This is a genomic window from Streptomyces sp. L500, from assembly GCF_054551825.1.
The window spans coordinates 389,470-411,260 of record NZ_JBTOLC010000002.1; the positions used below are offsets into that span (position 1 = coordinate 389,470).

15 protein-coding genes and 1 tRNA gene are annotated in these 21,791 nt (G+C 74.1%); 9 read left to right on the top strand and 7 right to left on the bottom strand.

Annotated elements, in window-relative coordinates; genetic code table 11:
- Window positions 1-6: 6 nt before the first annotated feature.
- Window positions 7-312, top strand: a complete 306-nt coding sequence (locus tag ACX9I7_RS04645) for a 4a-hydroxytetrahydrobiopterin dehydratase (RefSeq protein ID WP_459386562.1) — start codon at window positions 7-9, stop codon at window positions 310-312.
- A gap of 45 nt (window positions 313-357) precedes the next feature.
- On the opposite strand, the gene ACX9I7_RS04650 is transcribed toward ACX9I7_RS04645, so the two are convergent.
- From ACX9I7_RS04650 to ACX9I7_RS04660, 3 genes are all read right to left on the bottom strand, one after another.
- Complete coding sequence (locus ACX9I7_RS04650) at window positions 358-1,200, bottom strand: aldo/keto reductase (RefSeq protein WP_358625136.1); 843 nt, start codon at window positions 1,198-1,200, stop codon at window positions 358-360.
- A gap of 121 nt (window positions 1,201-1,321) precedes the next feature.
- Window positions 1,322-3,148 (bottom strand): AMP-dependent synthetase/ligase, encoded by a 1,827-nt coding sequence (locus ACX9I7_RS04655; protein WP_459386563.1) that lies wholly within the window; start codon window positions 3,146-3,148, stop codon window positions 1,322-1,324.
- A gap of 161 nt (window positions 3,149-3,309) precedes the next feature.
- On the bottom strand, window positions 3,310-4,215 hold the full coding sequence (locus ACX9I7_RS04660) for a LysR family transcriptional regulator (protein ID WP_459386564.1): 906 nt from the start codon (window positions 4,213-4,215) through the stop codon (window positions 3,310-3,312).
- A 95-nt stretch (window positions 4,216-4,310) separates the two neighbouring features.
- Here ACX9I7_RS04660 and ACX9I7_RS04665 point away from each other — a divergent pair, with 95 nt between their 5' ends.
- Window positions 4,311-5,336 (top strand): bile acid:sodium symporter family protein, encoded by a 1,026-nt coding sequence (locus ACX9I7_RS04665; RefSeq protein WP_387567419.1) that lies wholly within the window; start codon window positions 4,311-4,313, stop codon window positions 5,334-5,336.
- Between the two features lie 86 nt (window positions 5,337-5,422).
- Here ACX9I7_RS04665 and ACX9I7_RS04670 read toward each other — a convergent pair whose 3' ends face one another.
- Together ACX9I7_RS04670 and ACX9I7_RS04675 are read right to left on the bottom strand one after the other, a co-directional pair.
- Complete coding sequence (locus ACX9I7_RS04670; RefSeq protein WP_459386565.1) at window positions 5,423-7,294, bottom strand: exo-alpha-sialidase; 1,872 nt, start codon at window positions 7,292-7,294, stop codon at window positions 5,423-5,425.
- 320 nt (window positions 7,295-7,614) lie between these two features.
- Window positions 7,615-8,547 carry a quinone oxidoreductase family protein gene (locus ACX9I7_RS04675; protein ID WP_459386566.1) on the bottom strand — a complete coding sequence of 311 codons (933 nt, stop codon included), beginning with the start codon at window positions 8,545-8,547 and terminating at the stop codon, window positions 7,615-7,617.
- Between the two features lie 136 nt (window positions 8,548-8,683).
- Here ACX9I7_RS04675 and ACX9I7_RS04680 point away from each other — a divergent pair, with 136 nt between their 5' ends.
- Both ACX9I7_RS04680 and ACX9I7_RS04685 read left to right on the top strand, forming a co-directional pair.
- On the top strand, window positions 8,684-9,154 hold the full coding sequence (locus tag ACX9I7_RS04680) for a MarR family winged helix-turn-helix transcriptional regulator (RefSeq protein WP_387567425.1): 471 nt from the start codon (window positions 8,684-8,686) through the stop codon (window positions 9,152-9,154).
- 236 nt (window positions 9,155-9,390) lie between these two features.
- Window positions 9,391-11,904: a GTPase-associated protein 1-related protein gene (locus tag ACX9I7_RS04685; RefSeq protein WP_387567427.1), complete on the top strand. Its 2,514-nt coding sequence runs from the start codon at window positions 9,391-9,393 to the stop codon at window positions 11,902-11,904.
- A gap of 39 nt (window positions 11,905-11,943) precedes the next feature.
- On the opposite strand, the gene fdhD is transcribed toward ACX9I7_RS04685, so the two are convergent.
- Both fdhD and ACX9I7_RS04695 read right to left on the bottom strand, forming a co-directional pair.
- On the bottom strand, window positions 11,944-12,774 hold the full coding sequence (gene fdhD / locus ACX9I7_RS04690) for a formate dehydrogenase accessory sulfurtransferase FdhD (RefSeq protein WP_387568369.1): 831 nt from the start codon (window positions 12,772-12,774) through the stop codon (window positions 11,944-11,946).
- Between the two features lie 65 nt (window positions 12,775-12,839).
- Window positions 12,840-14,201: a DUF2254 domain-containing protein gene (locus ACX9I7_RS04695; protein ID WP_459386567.1), complete on the bottom strand. Its 1,362-nt coding sequence runs from the start codon at window positions 14,199-14,201 to the stop codon at window positions 12,840-12,842.
- A gap of 106 nt (window positions 14,202-14,307) precedes the next feature.
- Here ACX9I7_RS04695 and ACX9I7_RS04700 point away from each other — a divergent pair.
- The 5 genes from ACX9I7_RS04700 to ACX9I7_RS04720 all read left to right on the top strand — a co-directional run bounded on the left by ACX9I7_RS04700 (window position 14,308) and on the right by ACX9I7_RS04720 (window position 21,790).
- Window positions 14,308-14,392: transfer RNA gene (locus ACX9I7_RS04700), tRNA-Leu, on the top strand.
- A 98-nt stretch (window positions 14,393-14,490) separates the two neighbouring features.
- The gene (locus ACX9I7_RS04705) at window positions 14,491-15,273 is read left to right on the top strand and encodes a maleylpyruvate isomerase family mycothiol-dependent enzyme (RefSeq protein ID WP_459386568.1); all 783 of its coding nucleotides are present in this window, start codon (window positions 14,491-14,493) and stop codon (window positions 15,271-15,273) included.
- Window positions 15,274-15,346: 73 nt separating this feature from the next.
- Window positions 15,347-17,740 carry an ATP-binding cassette domain-containing protein gene (locus tag ACX9I7_RS04710; protein ID WP_459386569.1) on the top strand — a complete coding sequence of 798 codons (2,394 nt, stop codon included), beginning with the start codon at window positions 15,347-15,349 and terminating at the stop codon, window positions 17,738-17,740.
- Window positions 17,741-17,812: 72 nt separating this feature from the next.
- Window positions 17,813-19,423 carry an FAD-dependent monooxygenase gene (locus tag ACX9I7_RS04715; RefSeq protein ID WP_459386570.1) on the top strand — a complete coding sequence of 537 codons (1,611 nt, stop codon included), beginning with the start codon at window positions 17,813-17,815 and terminating at the stop codon, window positions 19,421-19,423.
- A gap of 162 nt (window positions 19,424-19,585) precedes the next feature.
- Complete coding sequence (locus tag ACX9I7_RS04720) at window positions 19,586-21,790, top strand: hypothetical protein (protein WP_459386571.1); 2,205 nt, start codon at window positions 19,586-19,588, stop codon at window positions 21,788-21,790.
- Window position 21,791: the final 1 nt, after the last annotated feature.

Consider the following 21,791-nt stretch of genomic DNA (forward strand, 5'->3'; position numbering starts at 1 on the left):
TGCGTGATGGCAGTCGAACCGCTCTCGCAGAAGGACGTGGAGTCTCGCCTCCAGGAGCTCCCCGGCTGGTCCGCGGAAGGCGACCGGATCACCCGCCGCTACACCTTCGACGGCCACTTCCAGGCGGCGGCCATGGTGATGCACATCGCCCAGATCCAGGAGGAGCTGAACCACCACTCCGACCTGACGCTCGGCTACAACACCGTGACCCTCGCCGTGAACACCCACAGTGTGGGCGGCAAGGTGACGGGGCTGGACGTGGAGCTGGCCCGCAGGATCGAGGCGGTCGCCCCGGGCCACGGAGCGCGCTGACGGCCGGTCCCACCGGGCGCGTGCCCGGTGGGACCGGCCGGTCGATCAGCTCCAGTCGAACTCGTCCGGGTTGGGGCCGAGCCGGTTGCCGGCGTCGAGGCCGGCGATCGCCGCGAGGTCGTCGGCGTCCAGCTCGAAGCCGAAGACGTCGAAGTTCTCGCGGATGCGGGACGGCGTCACCGACTTCGGGATGACGACGTTGCCCACCTGCAGGTGCCAGCGCAGGACGACCTGGGCGGCCGACTTGCCGTGCTTGGCGCCGATGCGCGCGAGGACCGGGTCGCCCAGCAGGTCGCGGCCCTGGCCCAGCGGGGACCAGGCCTCGGTGGCGATGCCGTGGCGCGCGTGCACGGCACGCAGCTCGGTCTGCGCGAAGTCGGGGTGCAGCTCGATCTGGTTGACGGCCGGGACCAGGGAGGTCTCGGCGATCACGCGCTCAAGCTGGGGCGCGTGGAAGTTGGACACACCGACCGCCTTGGCGCGGCCGCTCGCGGCGATCTCCGCGAAGGCGCGCCAGATCGTCACGTAGTCCTCGCGCATGGCCCGGGGCCAGTGGATGAGGTAGAGGTCGACGTAGTCCAGGCCCAGCTTGGCCAGGGAGGCGTCGAACTCCCGCAGCACGTTGTCGCGCGTCCACGTCTCGTTCGCGCTGTTCCACAGCTTGGTGGTGACGAACAGCTCGTCACGGGCGATGCCGGAGGCGGCGAGGGCCTTGCCGGTGCCCGTCTCGTTCTCGTAGATGGCGGCGGTGTCGATGCTGCGGTACCCCGCTTCGAGGGCGGTCGAGACGGCGGCGGTCGCCTCGTCGTCGGCGACCTGCCACACGCCGAAGCCCAGCTGGGGCATCTCGACGCCGTTGTTGAGGGTGATGGTGGGGACCTTGCTCACAGCAGTCGATCCTTACGTTCGGATATGCACTTGCTCCAGGGTCAACCGGAACGTCATCGGTCGCATTCCCGCTCCCGCCATCGGAGGAGATCGGAAGGGATCGGAAGGGACCGGAGGAGCGTCAGGGGGAGTAGAGCGCTTCCACCTCATCGGCGTATGCCTTCTCTATGGCCTTGCGCCGCAGCTTGCGCGTCGGCGTCAGCAGCCCCTGCTCCTCGGTGAAGGGGCCGGGCAGAATGCGGAAGGCGCGGATGGACTCGGCCCGCGAGACGAGGGTGTTGGCGGCCACCACGGCCCGCCGGATCTCGGCCTCCAGCTCGGGATCGTGCACCAGTTCGGCCAAGGTGGTGGGCCGGGGCACGTCCCGCATGGCGAGCCAGTGCGCCACCCCCTCCCGGTCCAGGGTGACGAGCGCGCCGACGTATGGGCGGTCGTCGCCCACCACGAGGCACTGGGCGACCAGCGGATGGGAGCGCACCCGCTCCTCCAGGACGAGGGGCGAGACGCTCTTGCCCCCGGAGGTCACCAGGATCTCCTTCTTCCGCCCGGTGATCGTCAGATAGCCGTCCTCGTCGAGCGTCCCCAGGTCGCCGGTGGCCAGCCAGCCGTCCCGGAGCGCGGAGCCGGTGGCGCGCTCGTCCCCCAGATAGCCCGCGAACACCTGATCGCCGCGGAGCAGCACCTCGCCGTCGTCGGCTATCCGCACGCTCGTGCCGGGCACGGGCCGGCCCACCGTGCCGAAGCGGGTCCGCTCGGGCGGGTTGGCGACGGCGGCGCCGGTGGTCTCCGTCAGCCCGTACCCCTCGAGGACGGTCACCCCGGCCCCCGCGAAGAACAGCCCGAGGCGCCGCTCCAGCGCGGAGCCGCCCGACATCGCGTACCGCACCCGGCCGCCGAGCTCCTCGCGCAGCCTGGCGTAGACGAGCCTGTCGAAGACCTGGTGCCGGACGCGGAGCGCCGTGCTGGGGCCCGGCCCGGTGCCGAAGGCCCGGTCCTCCAGCGCCCGCGCGTAGCGCACCGCGACGTCGACGGCCTTCTCGAACGGCCCGCCCCGGCCCTCCCGCTCGGCGGCGCGCCGGGCGGCGGCGAAGAGGCCCTCGAGGACATAGGGGACGGCGAGCACGAACGTCGGGCGGAAGGAGCGGAGGCTCGGCAGGAGGGCGGCGGCGGTCAGCCGCGGCTGGTGGCCCAGCCTGACCCGGCCCCGGACCGCGGCCACCTGCGCCATGCGGGCGAAGACATGGGCGAGGGGGAGGAAGAGGAGGGTGGACGCCTGCTCGCCGGGTCGGGAGCGGAAGACCCGCTCGTAACGGCGGAGGACGTTGTCGCTCTCGGCCATGAAGTTGCCGTGGGTGAGGACACAGCCCCGGGGGCGGCCCGTGGAGCCCGAGGTGTAGACGACGGTGGCGGGGCAGCCGGGGGTGAGCGCCATCCGGTGGCGGTGGACGACCTCGTCGCGGATCCGGGCCCCGGCGCCCGTGAGCTCGTCGACCGCGCCCGCGTCCAGCTGCCAGAGGCGGGTGAGCCGGGGGAGGCGGTCGATGACGGAGCCGATGGTCATCGCGTGGTCCTCGTGCTCGACGACGCAGGCGGTGACCTCCGCGTCGTGCAGCATCCGCAGGACCTGATCGGGGGAGGAGGTGGGATACACCGGGACGGGCTGGGCGCCGACGCTCCAGAGCGCGAAGTCGAACAGCGTCCACTCGTAGCGGGTGCGGGACATGACGGCCACCCGGTCGCCGAACCGGACGCCCTGGGCGAGCAGGCCCTTGGCCAGCGCCAGCACCTCGTCCCGGAAGGCGGCCGCGGTCACGTCCCGCCACACGCCGCCCTCGGCCCGGCTCAGCGCCACCCGGTCGGGATCCTCGGCGGCATGGTCGAAGACGACGTCCGCCAGCCCCCCGACAGGGGGCGCCGTCACCAGGGACGGCACGGTGAACTCGCGCAACCTCTCGCTCCTCGCGGACGCGGCACAGCCCTCGCCACGTGGCACAGCTGTCGCGGACGTGGCACAGCGCCGTGACCGTACCCGGTCCCGGGGGCGGTCAACCGGAGCGGAGGTCAACGGGAGGGGAGGTCGAGCGGAGTGGAGGTCAACCGGAGCGGAGGTCAACCGGAGTGGAGCCGGTCGCCCGCCGCCAGGATCGCGTCCGCGAGGGCCTCCGCGCTGTCGCGCACCGGCCCCTCCCGCCGGGCGCCCGCGCCGTGCAGCAGGACGACGTCGATCCCGCCGAGGTCCGGCAGCCCGGCGCCGGCCGGGAGGCGGACGAGCCCCGGCGGGATCATCCCCTGGGCGTGGGCCATCACCCCGAGCCCGGCCCGGGTGGCGGCCACCAGACCGTTGAGACTGCCGCTGGTGCAGGTCACCCGCCAGGCGCGGGCGTGCCGCTCCAGCACCTCCAGGGCCCGGGCGCGGGTCACGGCCGGGGGCGGGAAGAGCACCAGCGGCAGCGGGCGGCGCGGGTCGGGGCGGGTGCCCTCGGCGCCGATCCACACGAGCCGGTCGCGCCAGACCAGCCGGCCATGGGTCTCGTCGGCCCCGGGGTCCGGCGCCATGGGCTCGTCGGCCGGATGCCGTTTGGCCAGGACGAGATCGAGGCGCCCGGCCGCGAGCCGCTTCAGCAGATGCCCGGAGAGCTCGACGGTCAGCTCCAGGTCCACCTCGGGGTGATGGCGCCGGAACCCTTCCAGGACCTCCGGCAGCCGGGTCAGCACGAAGTCCTCCGACGCCCCGAAGCGCAGCCGCCCCCGGGGCCGCGCCCCCGCGAACCAGTGCGCGGCGCGCTCATGGGCCTCCAGGATCGTTCTCGCGAAACCGAGCATCGCCTCGCCGTCCTCGGTGAGGCGCACGCTGTGAGTGTCCCGGGAGAACAACTGCCGCCCGGCGGCCTCCTCCAGCCGGCGCACCTGCTGGCTCACCGTCGACTGCCGCACACCCAGCCGCCGTGCGGCCTGGGTGAAGCTCAGCGTCTGGGCGACGGCCAGAAAGGTGCGCAACTGCACGGGATCGAACACGTCCACCGACGTTAGCGGGTTATCGCAATCCGTGATAGCAGTCAGAGCGGTGTACGGGGTTCCCGATGAGCGGTCGGCCGGAGAGGGTGGGAGGCATGCGCCGTCTTCTCTCCCGTCTCCCCGTCGACCCCTATATAGCAGCGCTGCTGGGCACGGTGCTGCTCGCGGTGTTCCTGCCGGTACGCGGCCCGGCCGCGACCGTCGCCGACGGGGCCTCCACGGGCGCGGTGGCGCTGCTGTTCTTCCTCTACGGCGCCAAGCTCTCCACCCGCGAGGCGATGGACGGGCTGCGCCACTGGCGGCTGCACCTGACGGTCCTCGCCTGCACGTTCCTGGCCTTCCCGCTGCTCGGCCTCGCCGCCCGGGGACTCGTGCCCCACGTCCTGCCCCCGGAGCTCTACACCGGGCTGCTCTTCCTGTGCCTGACGCCCTCCACCGTCCAGTCCTCGATCGCCTTCACCTCGCTGGCGCGCGGCAACGTCGCGGCGGCGATCTGCGCGGGCACCTTCTCCAGCCTCGCCGGCATCGTCCTCACCCCGCTGCTGGCGGCCCTGCTCCTGGGCGGCAGCGGCGCCGGGGTCTCACTGGACTCGCTGCTGTCGGTGGTGCTGCGCCTGCTCGTGCCCTTCCTGGCCGGGCAGCTGCTGCGCCGCTGGATCGGCGGCTTCCTGACCCGGCACCGCCGGGTGCTGGGGCTCGTCGACCGGGGCTCCATCCTCCTCGTGGTCTATGTGGCCTTCAGCGCGGGCATGGTGCGCGGCGTCTGGCAACAGGTCTCGCCGTGGCGGCTGGTGGTACTGGTGGGTGTCGAGGCCGTCCTGCTGGCCGTGATGCTGACCCTCACCACGGTCGGCTCGCGCGGGCTCGGCTTCGGCCGCGAGGACCGTATCGCCATCACCTTCGCCGGCTCGAAGAAGAGCCTCGCGAGCGGGCTGCCCATGGCCACCGTCCTCTTCGGCGCCCAGGCGAGCCTGGCCGTCCTGCCGCTGATGCTCTTCCACCAGCTCCAGCTGATGGTGGGCGCGGTGTTGGCGAAACGCTTCGGCCGCGAGCCGGTCGCCCAGCCGGCGGAGCCGGCGGGCTCGGCGATGGAAACCGCCTCCGCGCGGGGCGGAGCGTGAGCGCTCCGCGCGGAGGTCGATTCGTTCACCTGCGGGCCGGTGGGGGCTGGTCGCGCAGTTCCCCGCGCCCCTACGGGGCGCATCGCTCAGCCGCCGTCGATCCGGTCCAGCGGCAGCCACAGCACCGCGTCCCGGCCGGCGACCGGCGCGTTGCGGGCGCGTACCGCCGCCAGCTCCGCGTCGGTCAGGGCCCGGCCGTAGACCCGTACCTCGTCCAGATCACCCGTCAGGAACGCGCGGGCGTCCGGCTTCTGGCCCAGGTGTACCCCGAACGTCGAGTTGCGGCTCACCGACCCCGGGACGTCCGGCACCGACGCCGACGCGCCGTCCACGGTGAGGGTCAGCCGGCCGCCGGAACGCCGCAGGGCCGCATGGTGCCAGCGCCCGTCGCCGTACGCGCCGGCCGACCGTACCGTCGCCGTACGGGACGGGCCCGGGCCCGGCGCCAGCGCCGTCACCTGGCCGGTCACCCGGCCGGTGCCCGGCTCCCCGCGCAGCGCCACTTGCGGTGCGCCCCCGACCCCGCCCATCCACAGCAGGGGCTGCTCGTCCCTGACTGCCGCCGCCCGGTAGCGGAACCACAAGGCAGCCGTGAAGTCCCGGGTGCCCAGCGGCAGCGCGGTCCGGTAGGGCAGGCGCACGGCGGAGTCCGTCCCGTCGAAGCCGAGCCCGCCCCCGAACCGGCCCCCGACCGGACGGGCGCCCCCGAGGACGTACGCCCCGGTGCCGCCGGGCGCCCGGTCCGGCGTCGTCGGGTCCGGGCCGCGCCGGGGGCCGAGCCACTCCTCGGTGAACCGCGCGAAGCGGATCTCCTGGCGGGCGTCGGCCTTGCCCGCCTCGTAGAGCAGACCGGTCGTGTCCGGCCCGATGACCGCCATGTCGGAGTAGCCGGACCAGTCGGCGGTGACCCGCCGCCCCCGCTCGGCGCTCTCCCAGGTGCGCCCCTCGTCGTAGGAGGAGCGGACGGTCATCGTGCGGCGGCGGTCCGGGTCGGCCGGTGCCGAGAACAGCCAGCGCCCGGGCCGCAGTGGGAGCACCGCCCCCTGCACCATGGGGGAGTAGAGGTCGGGAAGGGGCCGGAACGGCGCGTCGAAGCTCTCCCCGCCGTCCCCGCTCACGGCGTCGTCCCGGTTGCCCAGCTCCGTGCCGTCCTGCTCGCGCCCGCCCGCGTAGACCGCGCCGTCGCTCCGCTCGGCGAGCGTCAGCTCGGAGGGCTTCTGACGGTACGTCCGGTCGGCCGCGACGGGGTACGTGTCGACCGCGCCCAGCCGCCAGTGGGCCCCGCCGTCGTCGCTGAGGGCGAGTGCCGCGTGGTTGGCGGAGGTGCGGGTGCCGTCGTGGCTCTCGGCGTTGAGGCCGATGACCAGCCGCCCCTCATGGGGGCCGTGGCCGAGCTGGACGCCGTGCCCGGGACCCGTGGCGTACCAGGAGTTCCAGCCGGGGGGCCGGATCTCCTCGCTGACGTCGCGCGGCCACGACCAGCTGACGCCGTCGTCGTCGCTGTACTGGAGATGGGGGGTGCGGTCGCAGGGCACGTCGCAGTTCCCGGCGTCCTCACGGCCCTCGTTGTAGGTGGTGGCGAGCACGATCCGGCCGGTCCGGCGGTCCACGACCGGCGCGGGGTTGCCGTGGGTGTCGCCCCGGCCCGGATCGACGACCTGGAGCGGCCCCCAGCTGCGGCCCCCGTCGGTGGACCGTTTGAGCACGAGATCGATGTCGGTGGCGTCACCGCAGTTGTCCTTTCTCCCTTCGGCGAAGGCGAGGAGGGTGCCATGGGTGGTGGTGACGATGGCCGGGATGCGGTAGCAGGCGTAGCCGGGGTCCTGGTCGGCCCGGAAGAGGACCCGCTCGTCGAACCCGGCCCCTCCCGGCCCGACCGGATCCTCCGTCGCCCCGGCGGCTCCGGCCGCCCCGGGCCGCAGAAGGAGAGCCAGCAACGCGCCGGCGAGGACGAACACGGCGGCGGCACGGAAGCGGGATCGGAAGCGGAATCGGGATGGGAAGGGGAATCGGGATGGGAAGGGGGATCGGAAAGGGGCGCCGCGCCGCCGCCCGACCCTCCACCGCCCGTCCGGTCTCCCGTCCGGTCTTCCGGCGGACTCTTCGTCAGGGCTGTCGGCGGATCCTCCGTCGGGGCTGTCGGAGGTGCCGGGGGAGGAAGGATGCGCCGCCATGGCCCGTCCCTTTCGCGTCAAGGCCGTCGGGGCGGCCCCACGTGTCCGGTGGGTCAACGTACGGGGCGGGCCTTCCTCTCACAAGGACCGGACGCCATATGCGCTCACACGGGTCGCAGAATCACCTTGCCGCGGTTGGCGCGCGACTCGATGATGCCGAAAGCCTTCGCCACGTCCTCCAGGGGCAGCTCGCAGTCCACCCGGGGCCGGATCCGCCCCGCCGCGAACAGCTCCCACAGCTCCCGCCGCCATCGCTCCATCAGCTCGGGCCGCCCACGGGCTATGAGGGCCATCTGGAAGCCGATGGCCGATTTCGCGCCCACCAGCAGGTCGTACGCCTCGATCGTCCCGCCGCCGGAGCTGTAGGGCACCAGCCGGCCGCCCGATGCGAGGGCGGCGACGGCGGGGGAGAGCAGCTCGCCCCCGACCGCGTCGAGCACGATGTCCACCGGGTCGCCCCAGGACTCGTCCCCGTACGTCACCACCTCGTCCGCGCCCAGCGACCGGGCGAACTCCGCCTTGTCGGCCGAGCTCACCGCCGCGACCACCCGGCCGGCCCCGCGCGCCTTGGCGAGCTGCACCGCCAGGTGCCCCGAGCCGCCGGCCGCGGCCGTCACCAGCACCGACTCGCCCGCCGTCGGCCGCGCCGCCTCGTACGCCCCCAGGGCGACCAGCCCGCACCGCACCAGCGCCACGGCGTCGACCGCGCTCGCGCCCTCGGGGACCGGCGAGAGCATCGCCGCAGGAAGGACGGCGAAATCGGCGAAGGCGTCGGTGAAGCACAGCCCCGTCACCCGGTCCCCGACGGCGAAGCCCGCCACCTCCGCGCCGATGGCCACGATCTCCCCGGCCACCTCGCCGCCCGGGCCCGTCGGCAGCGGCAGCCCGCCCTCGCGGAGCTTGCGGACGACGGGCAGCGTGACGCCGATCGCCTCGGCGCGCACCAGCACCTCGCCGGGCCCGGGCTCGGGCACGGCCGCCTCCTCGACCCGCAGGACCTCGGGGCCGCCGTTCTCCGCATACCGGACCCGTCGCATACCTCGCACACCTCGCGTACGCACCTTCGCACCTCCGCACAGTCAGGCCGGGAATTCATTGGAACCCCCAACGTTGGTAGCCCCTACGCTACACGACTTCATTGGGAAGTCCAACGGTTTCGGTTAGGCTCGTCCCATGGCAGACGACGAGCCCGCCCTCACCCGCATCCAGGCCCTCCCCAGCTGGCTGCTCAACCGCGCCTCCGCGCGCGGCCGCCGCCTCGTGGCCGAGGCGCTCGCCCAGGACGGCATGCGGATGCCGCACCACGCCGTGCTCTCCGCCGTCGCCGACCTCGGCCCCGTCGCCCAGGCCGAGCTCGGCCGCACCACCGGCTTCGACCCCAAGGACATGGTCGGCATCCTCAACGACCTCCAGGCCCAGGAGCTCGTCACCCGGACGCCCGACCCCGCCGACCGCCGGAAGAACGCCATCGCGCTCACCCCCGCCGGCCGCCGCCGGCTCGCCCGCCTCACCGAACTCGGCGACGAGGCGAACGAGGCCCTCCTCGCCGCGCTCACCCCCGCCGAGCGCGAGCTCTTCCTGGCCCTCCTCTCCCGCGTCGTGACGGACAACCCGCCGGGCGGAGACCGGGACGGCGGCAGCTGACCCACCGGGACGGCGGCGGAGTCCGGAACAGCGGCAGCGACCGGGACGGCGGCTGAACTTCCCGTCAAAGTCCGGGCGCCGACGCCCCGGATCTGGTGGGATGTCACCCGCAAGTGGGGCGACCGTGGGAAGACGGTGGGAGGTCAGAGGCGTGGCGGCGGCCCGTCCGGGCCGACCACCCGTTACACAGGGCTGGAGAACATATACAAGTGGGCCGAGGCGAGACGAGGTGTCAGGTGAATCTCCAGCAGCTGCACTACACCTCGACCGCCGCCACGGCCCCCGACGGCTCCGGCTTCCGCTTCACCGCCGCCAGCCCCGAACTGCCCATCACCCTGCTGGGGGAGGCGGAGCAGCTCATCGGCTACGAACCGCCCCACGACGCCCCCGACTGCCCCTCCACCGAGGAACTCGCCGACTTCCCCGTGGCGTTCAGCCACAACCGCCTCTCCGACGGCAGCAGGCTGCTGTGCCGCACCGTCCGCACCGGCCCCGGGCGCGCCGGCCGGCACGGCAACTTCCACGCCCACGCCGTGCGCCTGCCCGAGGGCGCCCGGCTGCCCGGCGGCCTGCTGCCCATCGAGGCATGGGAGTCCCCGTCCTGGTCCGATCGCACGCCCGAGGGGGGCGCCCCCGAGCCGCTGGCCGGGTTCGTCCCCGCCCGGCGCATCGACAAACAGGGGTTGCTCGAGTTCGTCCGCGCCCGCGCCGAGCGCCTCGAACCCTTCCTCGCCGACGTCCGGACGCTCTTCCGCACCCCCGACGCCCAGCAGCTCCTCGTCATCGAGCGGGACAGCGCCGCCACCGCGTACTGGGTCGCCGTCGCCAGCGCCGTCCTGCCGCGCGACCTCGCCGACCGGCTCACCTTCACCACGTACACCCGGCACCCCATGCTCGCCCGGCAGCAGATCGTCGGCGCCTTCCCCGACGCCGATTTCGACCACGTCTCCGCCTCCGCCCAGCACCGCTACCGCGTCCACGACTGCACCGGCGGCCCCTCCAGCCCCGCCCGCGCCGAGCGGGACCTGTGGGCGTCCGTCGCGGCCCGGATCTGGCTGGCGGGCCAGCCCGCCCTGTTCGCCGAGGCGACGCGCCGGACGGGCGTCCCCCTGGGCCTCGGCGGCGGGCGCGGCCCCGGCGACGAGGCCGACCGGCTCGCCGCCCTCGCCGCCCGCGAAGGCATCCCCCTCGACTCGAACGGCCGTACGGCCGCCGCCCGCTGGGCCCGCGGTCACGCGCCCGGCGACAGCCTCGACACCGCCCTGCGGGCCCGGCTGCTCGCCACCCTCGCCGCCGGCGGCACCGACCGCACGCCCGAGGAATGGACGGTCCTCGCCGCGCTCACCGAGGAGTTCGCCGCGCCCTCCTGCCGGTCGGCCGCCGCCCCCCTCAGACGCGACCTGCGGTCCGAGCTGGTCCGGGCGGCCGACTCGCCCGACACCCCGCTCGTCCGCTTCCTCACGCTCCTGCGCCTGGCCGAGGCCCTGCGGGTCGAGCACGAGGCCGTCCTGCCCGTGCTCACCGCCCGGCTGACCGCCGCCCTGCTCGACGAGGCATCCCCGGACCGCAAGGTCGTACGGGCCGCCCTCGACGCCCACCCCCGGCTGCGCACCGCCGTGCTCGACTCCCTCGACCACACCGCCGCCACCGACGACCCCCGCCCCATCACCCGCCTCCTCGCCGCCGAGCTCCCTCGCGCCGACCTCGCCGGGCGCCCCCACCTCCGGATGGCCGCCGCCATGCCGATGTCCGCCCTGCGCCGGTCCGAGAGCGCCGCGAGGGACAGAGCCGGCCACGACGCGGGCCACCACGACGCCGACAGCGGCACTCACCACACCACCTGCCACGAAGACGACCACATCGACGACCACACCGACAGCTACGCCGACGTCCACTCCGACTACGAGGACCGCCCGGCCCTGCTGCACGCCCTGGTGAAGACCGCCGGGCCCGAGTACCAGGACACCCCGTCCGTCCTGCGCACGGCCTACCGCCTCGTCTGGGGCGACGAACCGCTCGGCACCCTGGAGGCCGTCGTCCTGCTGGAGGGCATCGCGCCGGGCGCCGTCCACGCCGCCGGCCTGGACGAGCCCTTCGTCCGGGCGGCGCTCACCGGCACCCCCGACGACCCCGTGGCGCCCCGCCTGGCCAAGACCCTCCTCAAGAGCGTCCTCGGCGACGGCACCGAACTCCCGCCGCGCGAGCACGCCGCCCTGCTCCTCCTCGAACAGGCCGGGGACCTCGCCACCGGCGCCGCCCTGCCCGGCTGCGCCGCGCGCGTGGTGAGCCTGCGCCGCCAGGCCGAGCCGCTGGAGGCCGGCATCGAGGAGCGGCTCGGCGACGCCCTGGCCCGCCACCTGCTGTGCATGGACCCGCCCCCGGCCCCCGGCGAGCTGCCCGACCTCGTCCTCGCCGAGGACGAGTACCTGCTCCACGCCTACGCCCGCGAGGCGCAGGGCGACGAGGTGCGCGACCTGCTGCGCCGCACCCCCACCTACGCCGCCGTCTGCTTCGTCGCCTGGCACACCGCGCCCGACGTCACCCCGGTCTGGGACGAGATCCGCACCGAGCTGCTCAACTCGGTGCTGCGGCCCGAGGTGCGCCGGATGTCCACCGAGGACGTCGAGGAGATCCGCCGCTGTCTGCGGCAGGTCGGCGGCCCGTGGGCGGAGATGTTCCACGAGTGGGACCGCTTCGGGGTGCTGGGCAGACTCAGCGGCCGCTGGCGGGCCCGCCCGCCCCGCGCCTGACGGAAGCGCCACGCGCCAGGAGCGCACAGCGCGCGGATCTCACAGCGCCACGCGCTGCTCCCCGGCGTAGATGTTCATCGACGAGCCCCGCAGGAACCCGATCAGCGTCATCCCCGTCTCCGCCGCCAGGTCGACGGCGAGCGACGACGGCGCCGAGACCGCCGCCAGGACCGGGATCCCGGCCATGACGGCCTTCTGCGCCAGCTCGAACGAGGCGCGCCCGGAGACCATCAGCACGCTCCCGGCCAGCGGCAGCCGCCCCTGGCGCAGCGCGGCGCCCACGAGTTTGTCGACGGCGTTGTGCCGGCCCACGTCCTCGCGGACGTCCAGGAGCTCGCCGTCGGGCGAGAAGAGGGCCGCCGCGTGGAGGCCGCCGGTGCGGTCGAAGACGCGCTGCGCCTCGCGCAGCCGGTCGGGGAGCGCGTAGAGCAGCTCCGGCGCGAGCCGCAGCGGCGCCGGGCCGTCGGTGACGGGCCAGCGGGCGGTGGTGCGCACCGCGTCCAGGCTGGCCTTGCCGCACAGGCCGCAGGAGGAGGTGGTGTAGACGTTGCGCTCGAGGGTGATGTCGGGGACGGGGACGCCAAGGGCCAGCCGGACGTCGACGACGTTGTAGGTGTTGCCGCCGTCGGCGGTCGCACCGGCGCAGTAGACGATGTTCGCCAGCTCGTCCGCGCTGCCCAGGACGCCCTCGCTGACGAGGAAGCCGGCGGCGAGGTCGAAGTCGTCGCCGGGGGTGCGCATGGTGATGGCCAGCGGTTTGCCGTTCAGCCGGATCTCCAGCGGCTCCTCCGTCACCAGGGTGTCCGGGCGGGCGTTCACGGCCCCGTCGCGGACCCGTATCACGCGGCGGCGTGCGGTCACCCGTCCCAAATCGATCAGCCCCCACGGTCGGATGTCGGATGTGGCCATGCCTGCGGTCTGTCCGGGCAACGCTCTCACGCCTCGCCGGGCGCCGACCTGCCGACCCCCTGCCGGTCGGGCCGCAGCGCGAACGCCCGGTCCGCCGACTCCCGCACCGCCCCCTCCACGGCGTGGACCAGGAGCGTACGGTGCCGCTCCAGGGGCGTCCGCCGATCCTCGGGGGCGAGCAGCCGCAGGTCGTCGAGGGCGGCCATGAGACGGCGGGTGACCTGCGGGCTGCGGGTGGCGCAGCCGCGGATCTCCGCGAAGCCGAGGTCCACGAGGTCGGTCCACCCCGGCAGGTCCCGCACCAGCCGCACCCGGCCCCGGCGGTCGCGGTGGTGGAGCGTCCCCAGCGGCCGCCCGGCGACGGCCGCCAGGAACTGGGTGATCCGGTCCAGGCAGGCGACGGCGGTCGTCGGGTCGTTGACGGCGGGGGACAGGGCCCGCTGGGCGATGTCCGACAGCTGCCGCAGCCCGAACCCCAGGTCCTGGTGGAACGTGCGCTCCACCCCGACCGACACCGTGTACCGCAGCGCCCGCGCGGGCGGCGGCGGGCCCCCGTGCACGGTCAGCACCGGCGTGCCGGGCACGACGAAGTCCCCGATGCGCGGGATCAGCCGCAGCACCAGCCCGTGCCGCCGCGCCACCCGCACCAGCCGGGCGATGTGCACGTCCCGCAGCACCCCCGCCCGCCCCCGGTGCACCACCTCGCCCCCGACGGCCGGCAGCTCCGGCGGCCCGGCCTCCGCCACCGCGTGCCTGTCGATCACCCGGAACGACTCCCGGGTGATCCGGTCGATGACGTGGCTCACCCGCATCAGCCGCAGCGTCGAGTTCACATAGGCGACGAACAGCGCCAGGCTCAGCAGCACCAGCAGCCCGCACATCGAGGCGGAGATCACCGGCACCGTGGTGATCGTCCGGGGATCGTCCCCGGACTCGTACGCCGCCTGCACCATCAGCGCGAACAGGAACGTCGCCAGGAACACCGTGAACGTGCACTTGGTGATCCGGCTGCGGACGTACAGCCGCACCACGCGGGGCGTCATCTGGCCACTGGCCATCTGGAGGGCGACCAGCGAGATCGAGAAGACCACACCGATGAAGGTGAGCATCGCCGAGCCCACCGTCGTGATGATCCCCTTCAGGTCGTCGGCGACCGCGATCAGCGACGCGATGTCGTCGTACGCCCCCTGCTCCCGCAGCGCCTCGACGAGCAGCCCGTCCAGCTCCAGCACGCCCAGGGCCAGCAGGACGGCCCCCACCAGCCCCGCGGTCGGGGCGAACCAGAACGTGTCCCGCAGATGCTCCCGCAGCGGCGACAACGGCCGCGGCGAGCGCCGGGGAGCGCGACCGGGCGCGGGGGAGCGGGGAGGGTGTCCCGTATTGCCCATGTACGGACCCTATGCTCCGGAAGAAATCCCTGGTGAAAGGCACTCCGAATCCTTGATAGAGTTATCCATGTCGCCGCGGGGAACGCCCCGCAGAGACAGACACCTGGTCCGGGTGGCGGAATGGCAGACGCGCTAGCTTGAGGTGCTAGTGCCCTTTATCGGGCGTGGGGGTTCAAGTCCCCCCTCGGACACAGCGAAAAACCCCAGCTGAGCTGGGGTTTTTCTGTTTTTCTCGACCAGGGCGTCACCCGGGCGGCCCCCGGGGCGTCACCAACGGAGGGACATCGGCATGAACCCCGCCCAGCACGGCGCTGCCGTCGTGGCCGAGACGGCCCGATTCGTCGCCACGGTCAAGGCAGCGGACCTCTCCACCCCGGTGCCGTCCTGCCCGGGCTGGACCCTGGCCGACCTGACCCGGCACACCGGCCATGTGCACCGCTGGTTCACCGAGCTGCTGCGCCGGCGCGTCCAGCAGCCGCCGACCAGCCGGGAGGTCGACCTGCGCCTGCCGGAGCACCCCGACGGCTACCCGGACTGGCTGACCGACGGCGCCGCACAGGCCGCCGAGGTCTTCGCCGCCACCGACCTGGACGCGCCCATGTGGGCCTGGGGGCTCGACCAGCACGCCCGGTTCTGGGCCCGCCGCATGCTCTTCGAGACCCTCGTCCACCGGGCCGACGCCGAACGCGCCCTCGGGCTCTCCCCGCGCATCGACCGCGAACTGGCCGTGGACGGCATCGACGAGTTCCTCACCAACCTGCCGTTCGCGTCCCTCTTCGCGCCGCGGACCGCCGAACTGCGTGCCCCCGACCGGACCGTCCGTTTTTGCTGCACGGACGGCGACGGCGACGGGTCCGGCGACTGGCTGATCCGCCTGCGCCCCGACGGCTTCGGCCTGGTGCCCGCCGGAACGGGCACCACCGGGCCGGACACCGCGGACGCCACGGTCCGGGGAACGGCGGCGGACCTGCTCCTGCTTCTCTACGGCCGCCTGGACCGCGAGAGTGACGCCTTCCGCCTGGAGGGCGACCGTGAGCTGCTCGCCCACTGGTTCGCCCACTCGGCCTTCTGAATCCCGCTGAATCCTGTGTTCTCCTGGAGCGGATCGGATGGAGCGGATCGGACGTCCGGCGGATGGAGACGCGATGGCCAGGTCCAGGACGACGGACACGACGGCGCCGGCGCCCGTCCCGCACGTCGCCGACAGTCACGATCTGATCCGTGTGTACGGCGCGCGCGAGAACAATCTCAAGGACGTCGGCATCGAGATCCCCAAGCGCCGGCTGACCGTGTTCACCGGCGTCTCCGGTTCGGGCAAGAGCTCGCTGGTGTTCGACACGATCGCCGCGGAGTCGCAGCGGCTGATCAATGAGACCTACAGCTCGTTCGTCCAGGGCTTCATGCCCACCACCGCGCGCCCCGAGGTGGATGTCCTCGACGGGCTGACGACCGTGATCAGCGTCGACCAGCAGCGGATGGGCGGCGACCCCCGTTCCACGGTCGGCACGGCGACCGACGTCAACGCGATGCTGCGCATCCTCTTCAGCCGGCTGGGCAAGCCGCACATCGGGCCGCCCAGCGCGTTCGCCTTCAACGTGCCCTCGGTGCGGGCGAGCGGGGCGATCACGGTGGAGCGCGGGGCCCGCAAGGCGGTGAAGGCGACGTTCAGCCGCACCGGCGGGATGTGCCCGCGCTGCGAGGGCCGGGGCGCGGTCACCGATCTGGACCTCACCCAGCTCTTCGACGACTCCAAGTCGCTCTCCGAGGGCGCGCTCACCGTCCCCGGGTACAAGGCGGGCGGCTGGAACCACCGGCTCTACAGCGAGTCGGGCCTCTACGACCCGGACAAGCCGATCCGGAAGTTCACCGAGCGGGAGCTGCACGACTTCCTCCACCACGAGCCGACCAGGATGAAGATCGCGGGCATCAACATGACCTACGAGGGTCTGATCCCGCGCATCCGGAAGTCGATGCTCGCCAAGGACCGGGAGGGCATGCAGCCGCACGTCCGGGAGTTCGTTGACCGGGCGGTCACCTTCACCACCTGCCCCGACTGCGACGGCACCCGGCTCAGCGAAGGGGCCCGGTCGTCGAAGATCGACGGGGTCGGCATCGCCGACGCGTGCGCGATGCAGATCAGCGACCTGGCCGCATGGGTACGCGGCCTCGACGAGCCGTCGGTGGGGCCGCTGCTCGACAGGCTCCGGCACAGCCTCGACTCGTTCTCCGAGATCGGCCTCGGCTACCTCTCGCTCGACCGGCCCGCGGGCACCCTGTCGGGCGGCGAGGCGCAGCGCGTCAAGATGGTCCGCCACCTCGGCTCCTCCCTCACCGACGTCACCTACGTCTTCGACGAGCCCACCACCGGCCTCCACCCCCATGACATCCGGCGGATGAACGACCTGCTGCTGCGGCTGCGGGACAAGGGCAACACGGTGCTCGTCGTGGAGCACGAGCCGGAGACGATCGCGATCGCCGACCACGTCGTCGACCTCGGCCCCGGCGCCGGTACGGAGGGCGGCACCGTCTGCTTCGAGGGCACCGTCGAGGGGCTGCGGGCCTGCGGCACCGTCACCGGCCGGCATCTCGACGACCGGACCGCCCTCAAGGAGGCCGTGCGGGAGCCCACGGGCGTCCTCGCGATCCGTGGCGCCACGGCGCACAACCTGCGCGGCGTCGACGTCGACATCCCGCTCGGGGTGCTCGTCGCCGTCACCGGAGTCGCCGGCTCCGGAAAGAGCTCGCTCGTGCACGGATCGATCCCCGCCGACGACGGTGTCGTGTCCGTCGACCAGACGCCGATCCGCGGCTCGCGCCGGAGCAACCCGGCCACCTACACCGGCCTGCTCGACCCCATCCGCAAGGCGTTCGCGAAGGCCAACGGCGTCAAACCGGCGCTGTTCAGCGCCAACTCCGAGGGCGCCTGCCCCACCTGCGGCGGCGCGGGCGTCGTCTACACGGACCTGGCGATGATGGCGGGCACCGCCACCACCTGCGAGGACTGCGAGGGGAAGCGGTTCCAGGCATCCGTGCTGGAGCACCACCTCGGCGGCCGCGACATCAGCGAGGTGCTCGCGATGCCGGTGACCGAGGCCGAGGAGTTCTTCGGCTCCGGCGAGGCCCGCACCCCCGCCGCGCACCGGATCCTCCAGCGGCTCGCGGACGTCGGGCTCGGCTACCTCAGCCTCGGCCAGCCGCTGACCACGCTGTCCGGCGGCGAGCGGCAGCGGCTGAAGCTGGCCACCCACATGGCCGACAAGGGCGGCGTTTACGTCCTCGACGAGCCGACCACCGGCCTCCACCTCGCCGACGTCGGGCAACTGCTCGGCCTGCTCGACCGGCTCGTCGACTCCGGCAAGTCCGTCATCGTCGTCGAGCACCACCAGGCGGTCATGGCGCACGCCGACTGGATCATCGACCTCGGCCCCGGTGCCGGTCACGACGGCGGCCGGATCGTCTTCGAGGGCACCCCCGCCGACCTCGTCGCCGCCCGCTCCACCCTCACCGGCGAGCACCTCGCGGCGTACGTCGGCGCGTAACGTCGGCAACGTCGGCGGCTGACAGCGCGGATCGGCATTGCGGACGGCTGCCCGGTGCGGAAGATTGCTGCCATGACGGACATGCCCATGCCCGACGGCGGCAGCGATGACGACGACCCACTGCCCGTACTGATCGTCGGCGGTGGGCCGGTCGGTCTCACCGCCCGGGCGCTCCTGGAGCGCTGGGGCGTACGGACCCTGCTCGTCGAGAAACGCGCCGAGCTCTCCCCCTTCCCCCGCTCGCGGCTGGTCAACGTGCGCTCCATGGAGATCTTCCGCGGGCTCGGGCTCGCCGACGGGATCGCGGACGCCGCGTTCGCGCCCCGGTACGGCTGCATCCGCTTCCGCGACACCCTCCACGACCGCGACTTCGCGACGGCGGCGATGATCGGCGTCAACGCGCCGGTCCCCGAGAGCCCCGTGATCGGCGTGGTCACCTCCCAGGACCGGCTCGAACCCACCCTGCTCGGCGCGGCGCGCGCACCGATGCGCTTCGGCACCGAACTCGTCGCCCTGGACCAGGGCCGGGGAGCGGAGTTCGTCGTCGCCTCGCTCGTCGACCACCGGACCGGCGCGGAGACCCGCGTCCGCGCCCGTTACGTCCTCGCCACCGACGGCGCGAACTCCACCGTCCGGCGGCTCCTGGGCATCGGCACCACCGGGACCGGGGCGCTGGGGGACTTCACCACCGTCGTCTTCGACGCCGACCTCGACCGCTGGTGCGCCGACCGGCCCGCCGGGCTCTACTTCACCACGCACGGGCTGTTCGCCCCGGTCTACCCCGAGGGCGGCTGGGCCTGGTTCGCCCCGACCCCCGAGGGCGCCGCGAGCGCCGACTGGCCCGCGCTCGTCTCGCGCGCCCTCGGTTCCGGCGCCGACGTACCGGTGGACGTGGTGCGGGTCCAGCACTGGGTGATGAACGCGTTCGTGGCCGAACGCCTCCGCCACGGCCGGATCCTGCTGGCCGGCGACGCCGCGCACGCGATGCCCATCACGGGCGGCCTGGGCATGAACACCGGCCTTTCCGACGTGCACAACCTGTGCTGGAAGCTGGCCGGGGTGCTCAACGGGTGGGCCGGCCCGGACCTGTTGGAGACGTACGAGGCGGAACGACACCCCGTCGCCGAGCGGACGCTCCGGCAAGCGGTGGCCAACGCCCAGCTCATGCTCCGCGTGCAGAACCGGCGCCGCGAACAGCTCCGGGCCGGTGGAGAGGCGCCGGAGCAGGTCGAACTCCCCTGGACGGACCGGTTCTTCGCCCAGCTCGGCCTCCTGCTCGGCGTCACGTACCGCTCCACCGCCGTCCTGGCTGATGGCGTCGCCCCCCAGTCGTCCGACAGCGGAACGGACAGTGGAACGGACTACGTCCTCACCGCCGAGCCGGGCCATCGCGTGCCCCACCTCTGGCTCACGGACCGTCGCTCCACGCTCGACGCCCTCGGCGAGTGGTTCACGCTCCTCACCCCGGACCCCGCCCGCTGGGAGGGCCAGGCGGCCGCCGCGCCCTGGCCGCTGCGCGTCGAGCCCCTGCCCGGCGAGCACGCCGACGTGTGCGGACTCGGCCCGCACGGAGCGCTGCTCGTCCGCCCCGACGGCCACATCGCCGCCCGCTGGCGGGACCACCCGGCCGACGGCACCCTCCACCAAGCCCTCGCCACCGTCACCGGCTCGACGCCGGGATGACCCCGGTGACCGGGCACACGGCGCCGATCTTGCCGAAAACCTCGGCAATAAGCCTTCCGATCTGGTGAGATGGCATGTCGTACGTATATCGGAACGCGGGGGCGGCGGCGGATGGGGCGGGAGTTCGGGGGGATCCTGGGGCTGCCGCAGGCACTTCCGGACATGCCGGTCTCGCCTCTTGTGCCCGCTTATGACGATCTCCGGCAGCGGCAGGCGGCGTTGGGGCTGCGGCACGCCGCCGACGGGCTGTTTCCCCCCGGCGGGCGCGCGGCCGTCCGGTTCCTCGTCCTCGACGGGCTGCGCGTACCCGGCCGGGGCGGCCGGCCCCGCCACGTCGACCGCGACCGCCTCGCGGAGATCCGCGCCGCGTCGACCGGCCCGGCCGAGTGGGACGCGCTGCTGACGCGCTACGACGCCGTCCTCGCCGAGGACCCGATGGGACTGCGCCGCGTCGTCCTCTACGAACTCCTGCGTCTGCTGCGGGACGACCCTCAAGGCTCCCGCCCCGAAGCCGCCGTCGCCCTCGGCGTCGACCCGGCGGAGGCCACGGCCCTCGCCTTCGCCGCCCGGCACGCGCCACGCCTCGAACCCGCCGCGCGCACCGCCGCCGAGACCCTGCCGGACGCCTGGCGCGAGCGCCGGGTCCGGCAGGCCCGCGCCCTGGCCCGGCGGTTGCCCACGCCCCTGGACGACCAGGGGCTCGCCCTGCTCGTCGCCCGGGTCGAGGCCCGCGCCCGGCACGTGGACGACCTGCTGAAGGAAGCGGACGCGCTGAGGCGGGCCGGGGACGCGTCGGCCGCCGCGCTGCGCTACCTGCGCGCCGCGCGGACCGCCGAGGACGATCCCCACGCCCTGCGCGGCCTCATCCTCACCTGCCGCCCCGACGGCGGCCTCACCGTCGAACCCGGCCCGGACGGCGCCCGGTTGAGCTGGAGGCCGGACGCACGGGCCTGGCGGGTCCTGCGGTACGTCGCCGGGCAGGCCCCCGTGACGCTGGGGGAGGCCACCGCCACGTCCACCGGCACATCCACCTTCACCGACACCGCCGCGCCCCTCGGCGAGCGCGTCCGCCACGCCGTCCTGCCGCTCGGCGGCGACGGGCGGATCGCGGGCCTCCCCCTCGTCGGCCCCGAGGCACTCATCGCCCCCGAAGTCGAGGACGTGCGGGCGTCCGACGCCCGGGCACGCGTCGACGCGGCGTGGCGCACCCCGCCCGGCGCCCACCGCGTCACCGTCGTCCGTACCGGGCCACGTCCGGAGACGACCGCCACCGAGATCGCCGCGAGCCCGCACGGCTTCCGCGACGACGGCCTCGCGCCCGGCACGTACGAGTACCGGATCGCCTGCGTCTACCGCACCGCCGCCGGTCGCGAGGTCCGCTCGCCGGGGCTGGTCCTCCGCCGGACCGTCCACCCGTGGCCCGACGCCGTGACCGCCCTGACCGTACGCCCCGGCGACACCCCGGGCACCCTGACCGTCGGCTGGACGGGCGGCGACCGGGGCGACGTACGCCTGCTGGAGTGGCCGGGGCCGCCACCACGGGCCGGGGAGGACCTGCCCACCACCGCCGACCGGCTCCCACCGCCACTCCCATGGCCCGGCACCGGCCCCGGCACCGGCCCTGGCACCGGCACCGGATCGGCGGAATTCCGGCCTCCGCGTGGCATCACCGCCCGCCTCACCGCCGTCACCGTCCTCGGCGAGCGGGCCGTGGCCGGCCCGAGCGTGCGCGTCGACGTCCCGGAGGCCGTCGAGGCGCTGACGGTGCGCCGGGTCGGACCCGGCCGCGCCCGGCTGACGTTCGACTGGCCGGGGGCGGTGGACCGCGTCCTCGTCCGCTGGTGGCAGGACGGCCGGACCGACGAGCGCAGGATCGGCCGGAGCACGTACTTCCGCGAAGGGCTGCACATCGACGTGACCGGTTCGGCGGCGCGCTTCCGGGCCGAACCGCTCGCCGTCACCGACGCCGACGTGCTGCTCCCGCCCCCGCCCGCCGAGGCGGAGATCCCGGCCGACGTCGCCGTCTCCTACACGGTCGAGCGCCTCGGCGGACGGTTCCCCGGCCGGCGCCGCCGGGTCGCCGTACGGGCCGAAGTCGTCGGGGAGACCGCGCCGGGCCTCCCCGAGCTCCTGCTCGTCGCCCGCACCGCCGCCGAGCCCCTGCCCCGCACGCCCGACGACGGCACGCCCGTGCTGCGCCTGAGCGGCGGGGAGCTGACCGGCGGGCCGGTGAGCCGGGACGTCCAGGCGGCCGTGGAGGCCGCCGGGATCCGGCGCCCCTACACGCTCCGCGCGTTCCTGCTCGGCCCGCACGCCCACGCCGTACGCCTCGAAGAGCCCCCGCACAAGGACCTGGTGGTGCGCTGAC

Bases quoted from the DNA above. Each gene is read 5' to 3' on its own strand.
- ACX9I7_RS04645 (WP_459386562.1), top strand. From the start codon at position 7: ATGGCAGTCGAACCGCTCTCGCAGAAGGACGTGGAGTCTCGCCTCCAG.
- ACX9I7_RS04665 (WP_387567419.1), top strand. From the start codon at position 4,311: ATGCGCCGTCTTCTCTCCCGTCTCCCCGTCGACCCCTATATAGCAGCG.
- ACX9I7_RS04675 (WP_459386566.1), bottom strand. From the start codon at position 8,547: ATGCGACGGGTCCGGTATGCGGAGAACGGCGGCCCCGAGGTCCTGCGG.
- ACX9I7_RS04680 (WP_387567425.1), top strand. From the start codon at position 8,684: ATGGCAGACGACGAGCCCGCCCTCACCCGCATCCAGGCCCTCCCCAGC.
- ACX9I7_RS04695 (WP_459386567.1), bottom strand. From the start codon at position 14,201: ATGGGCAATACGGGACACCCTCCCCGCTCCCCCGCGCCCGGTCGCGCT.
- ACX9I7_RS04705 (WP_459386568.1), top strand. From the start codon at position 14,491: ATGAACCCCGCCCAGCACGGCGCTGCCGTCGTGGCCGAGACGGCCCGA.
- ACX9I7_RS04710 (WP_459386569.1), top strand. From the start codon at position 15,347: ATGGCCAGGTCCAGGACGACGGACACGACGGCGCCGGCGCCCGTCCCG.
- ACX9I7_RS04715 (WP_459386570.1), top strand. From the start codon at position 17,813: ATGACGGACATGCCCATGCCCGACGGCGGCAGCGATGACGACGACCCA.
- ACX9I7_RS04720 (WP_459386571.1), top strand. From the start codon at position 19,586: ATGCCGGTCTCGCCTCTTGTGCCCGCTTATGACGATCTCCGGCAGCGG.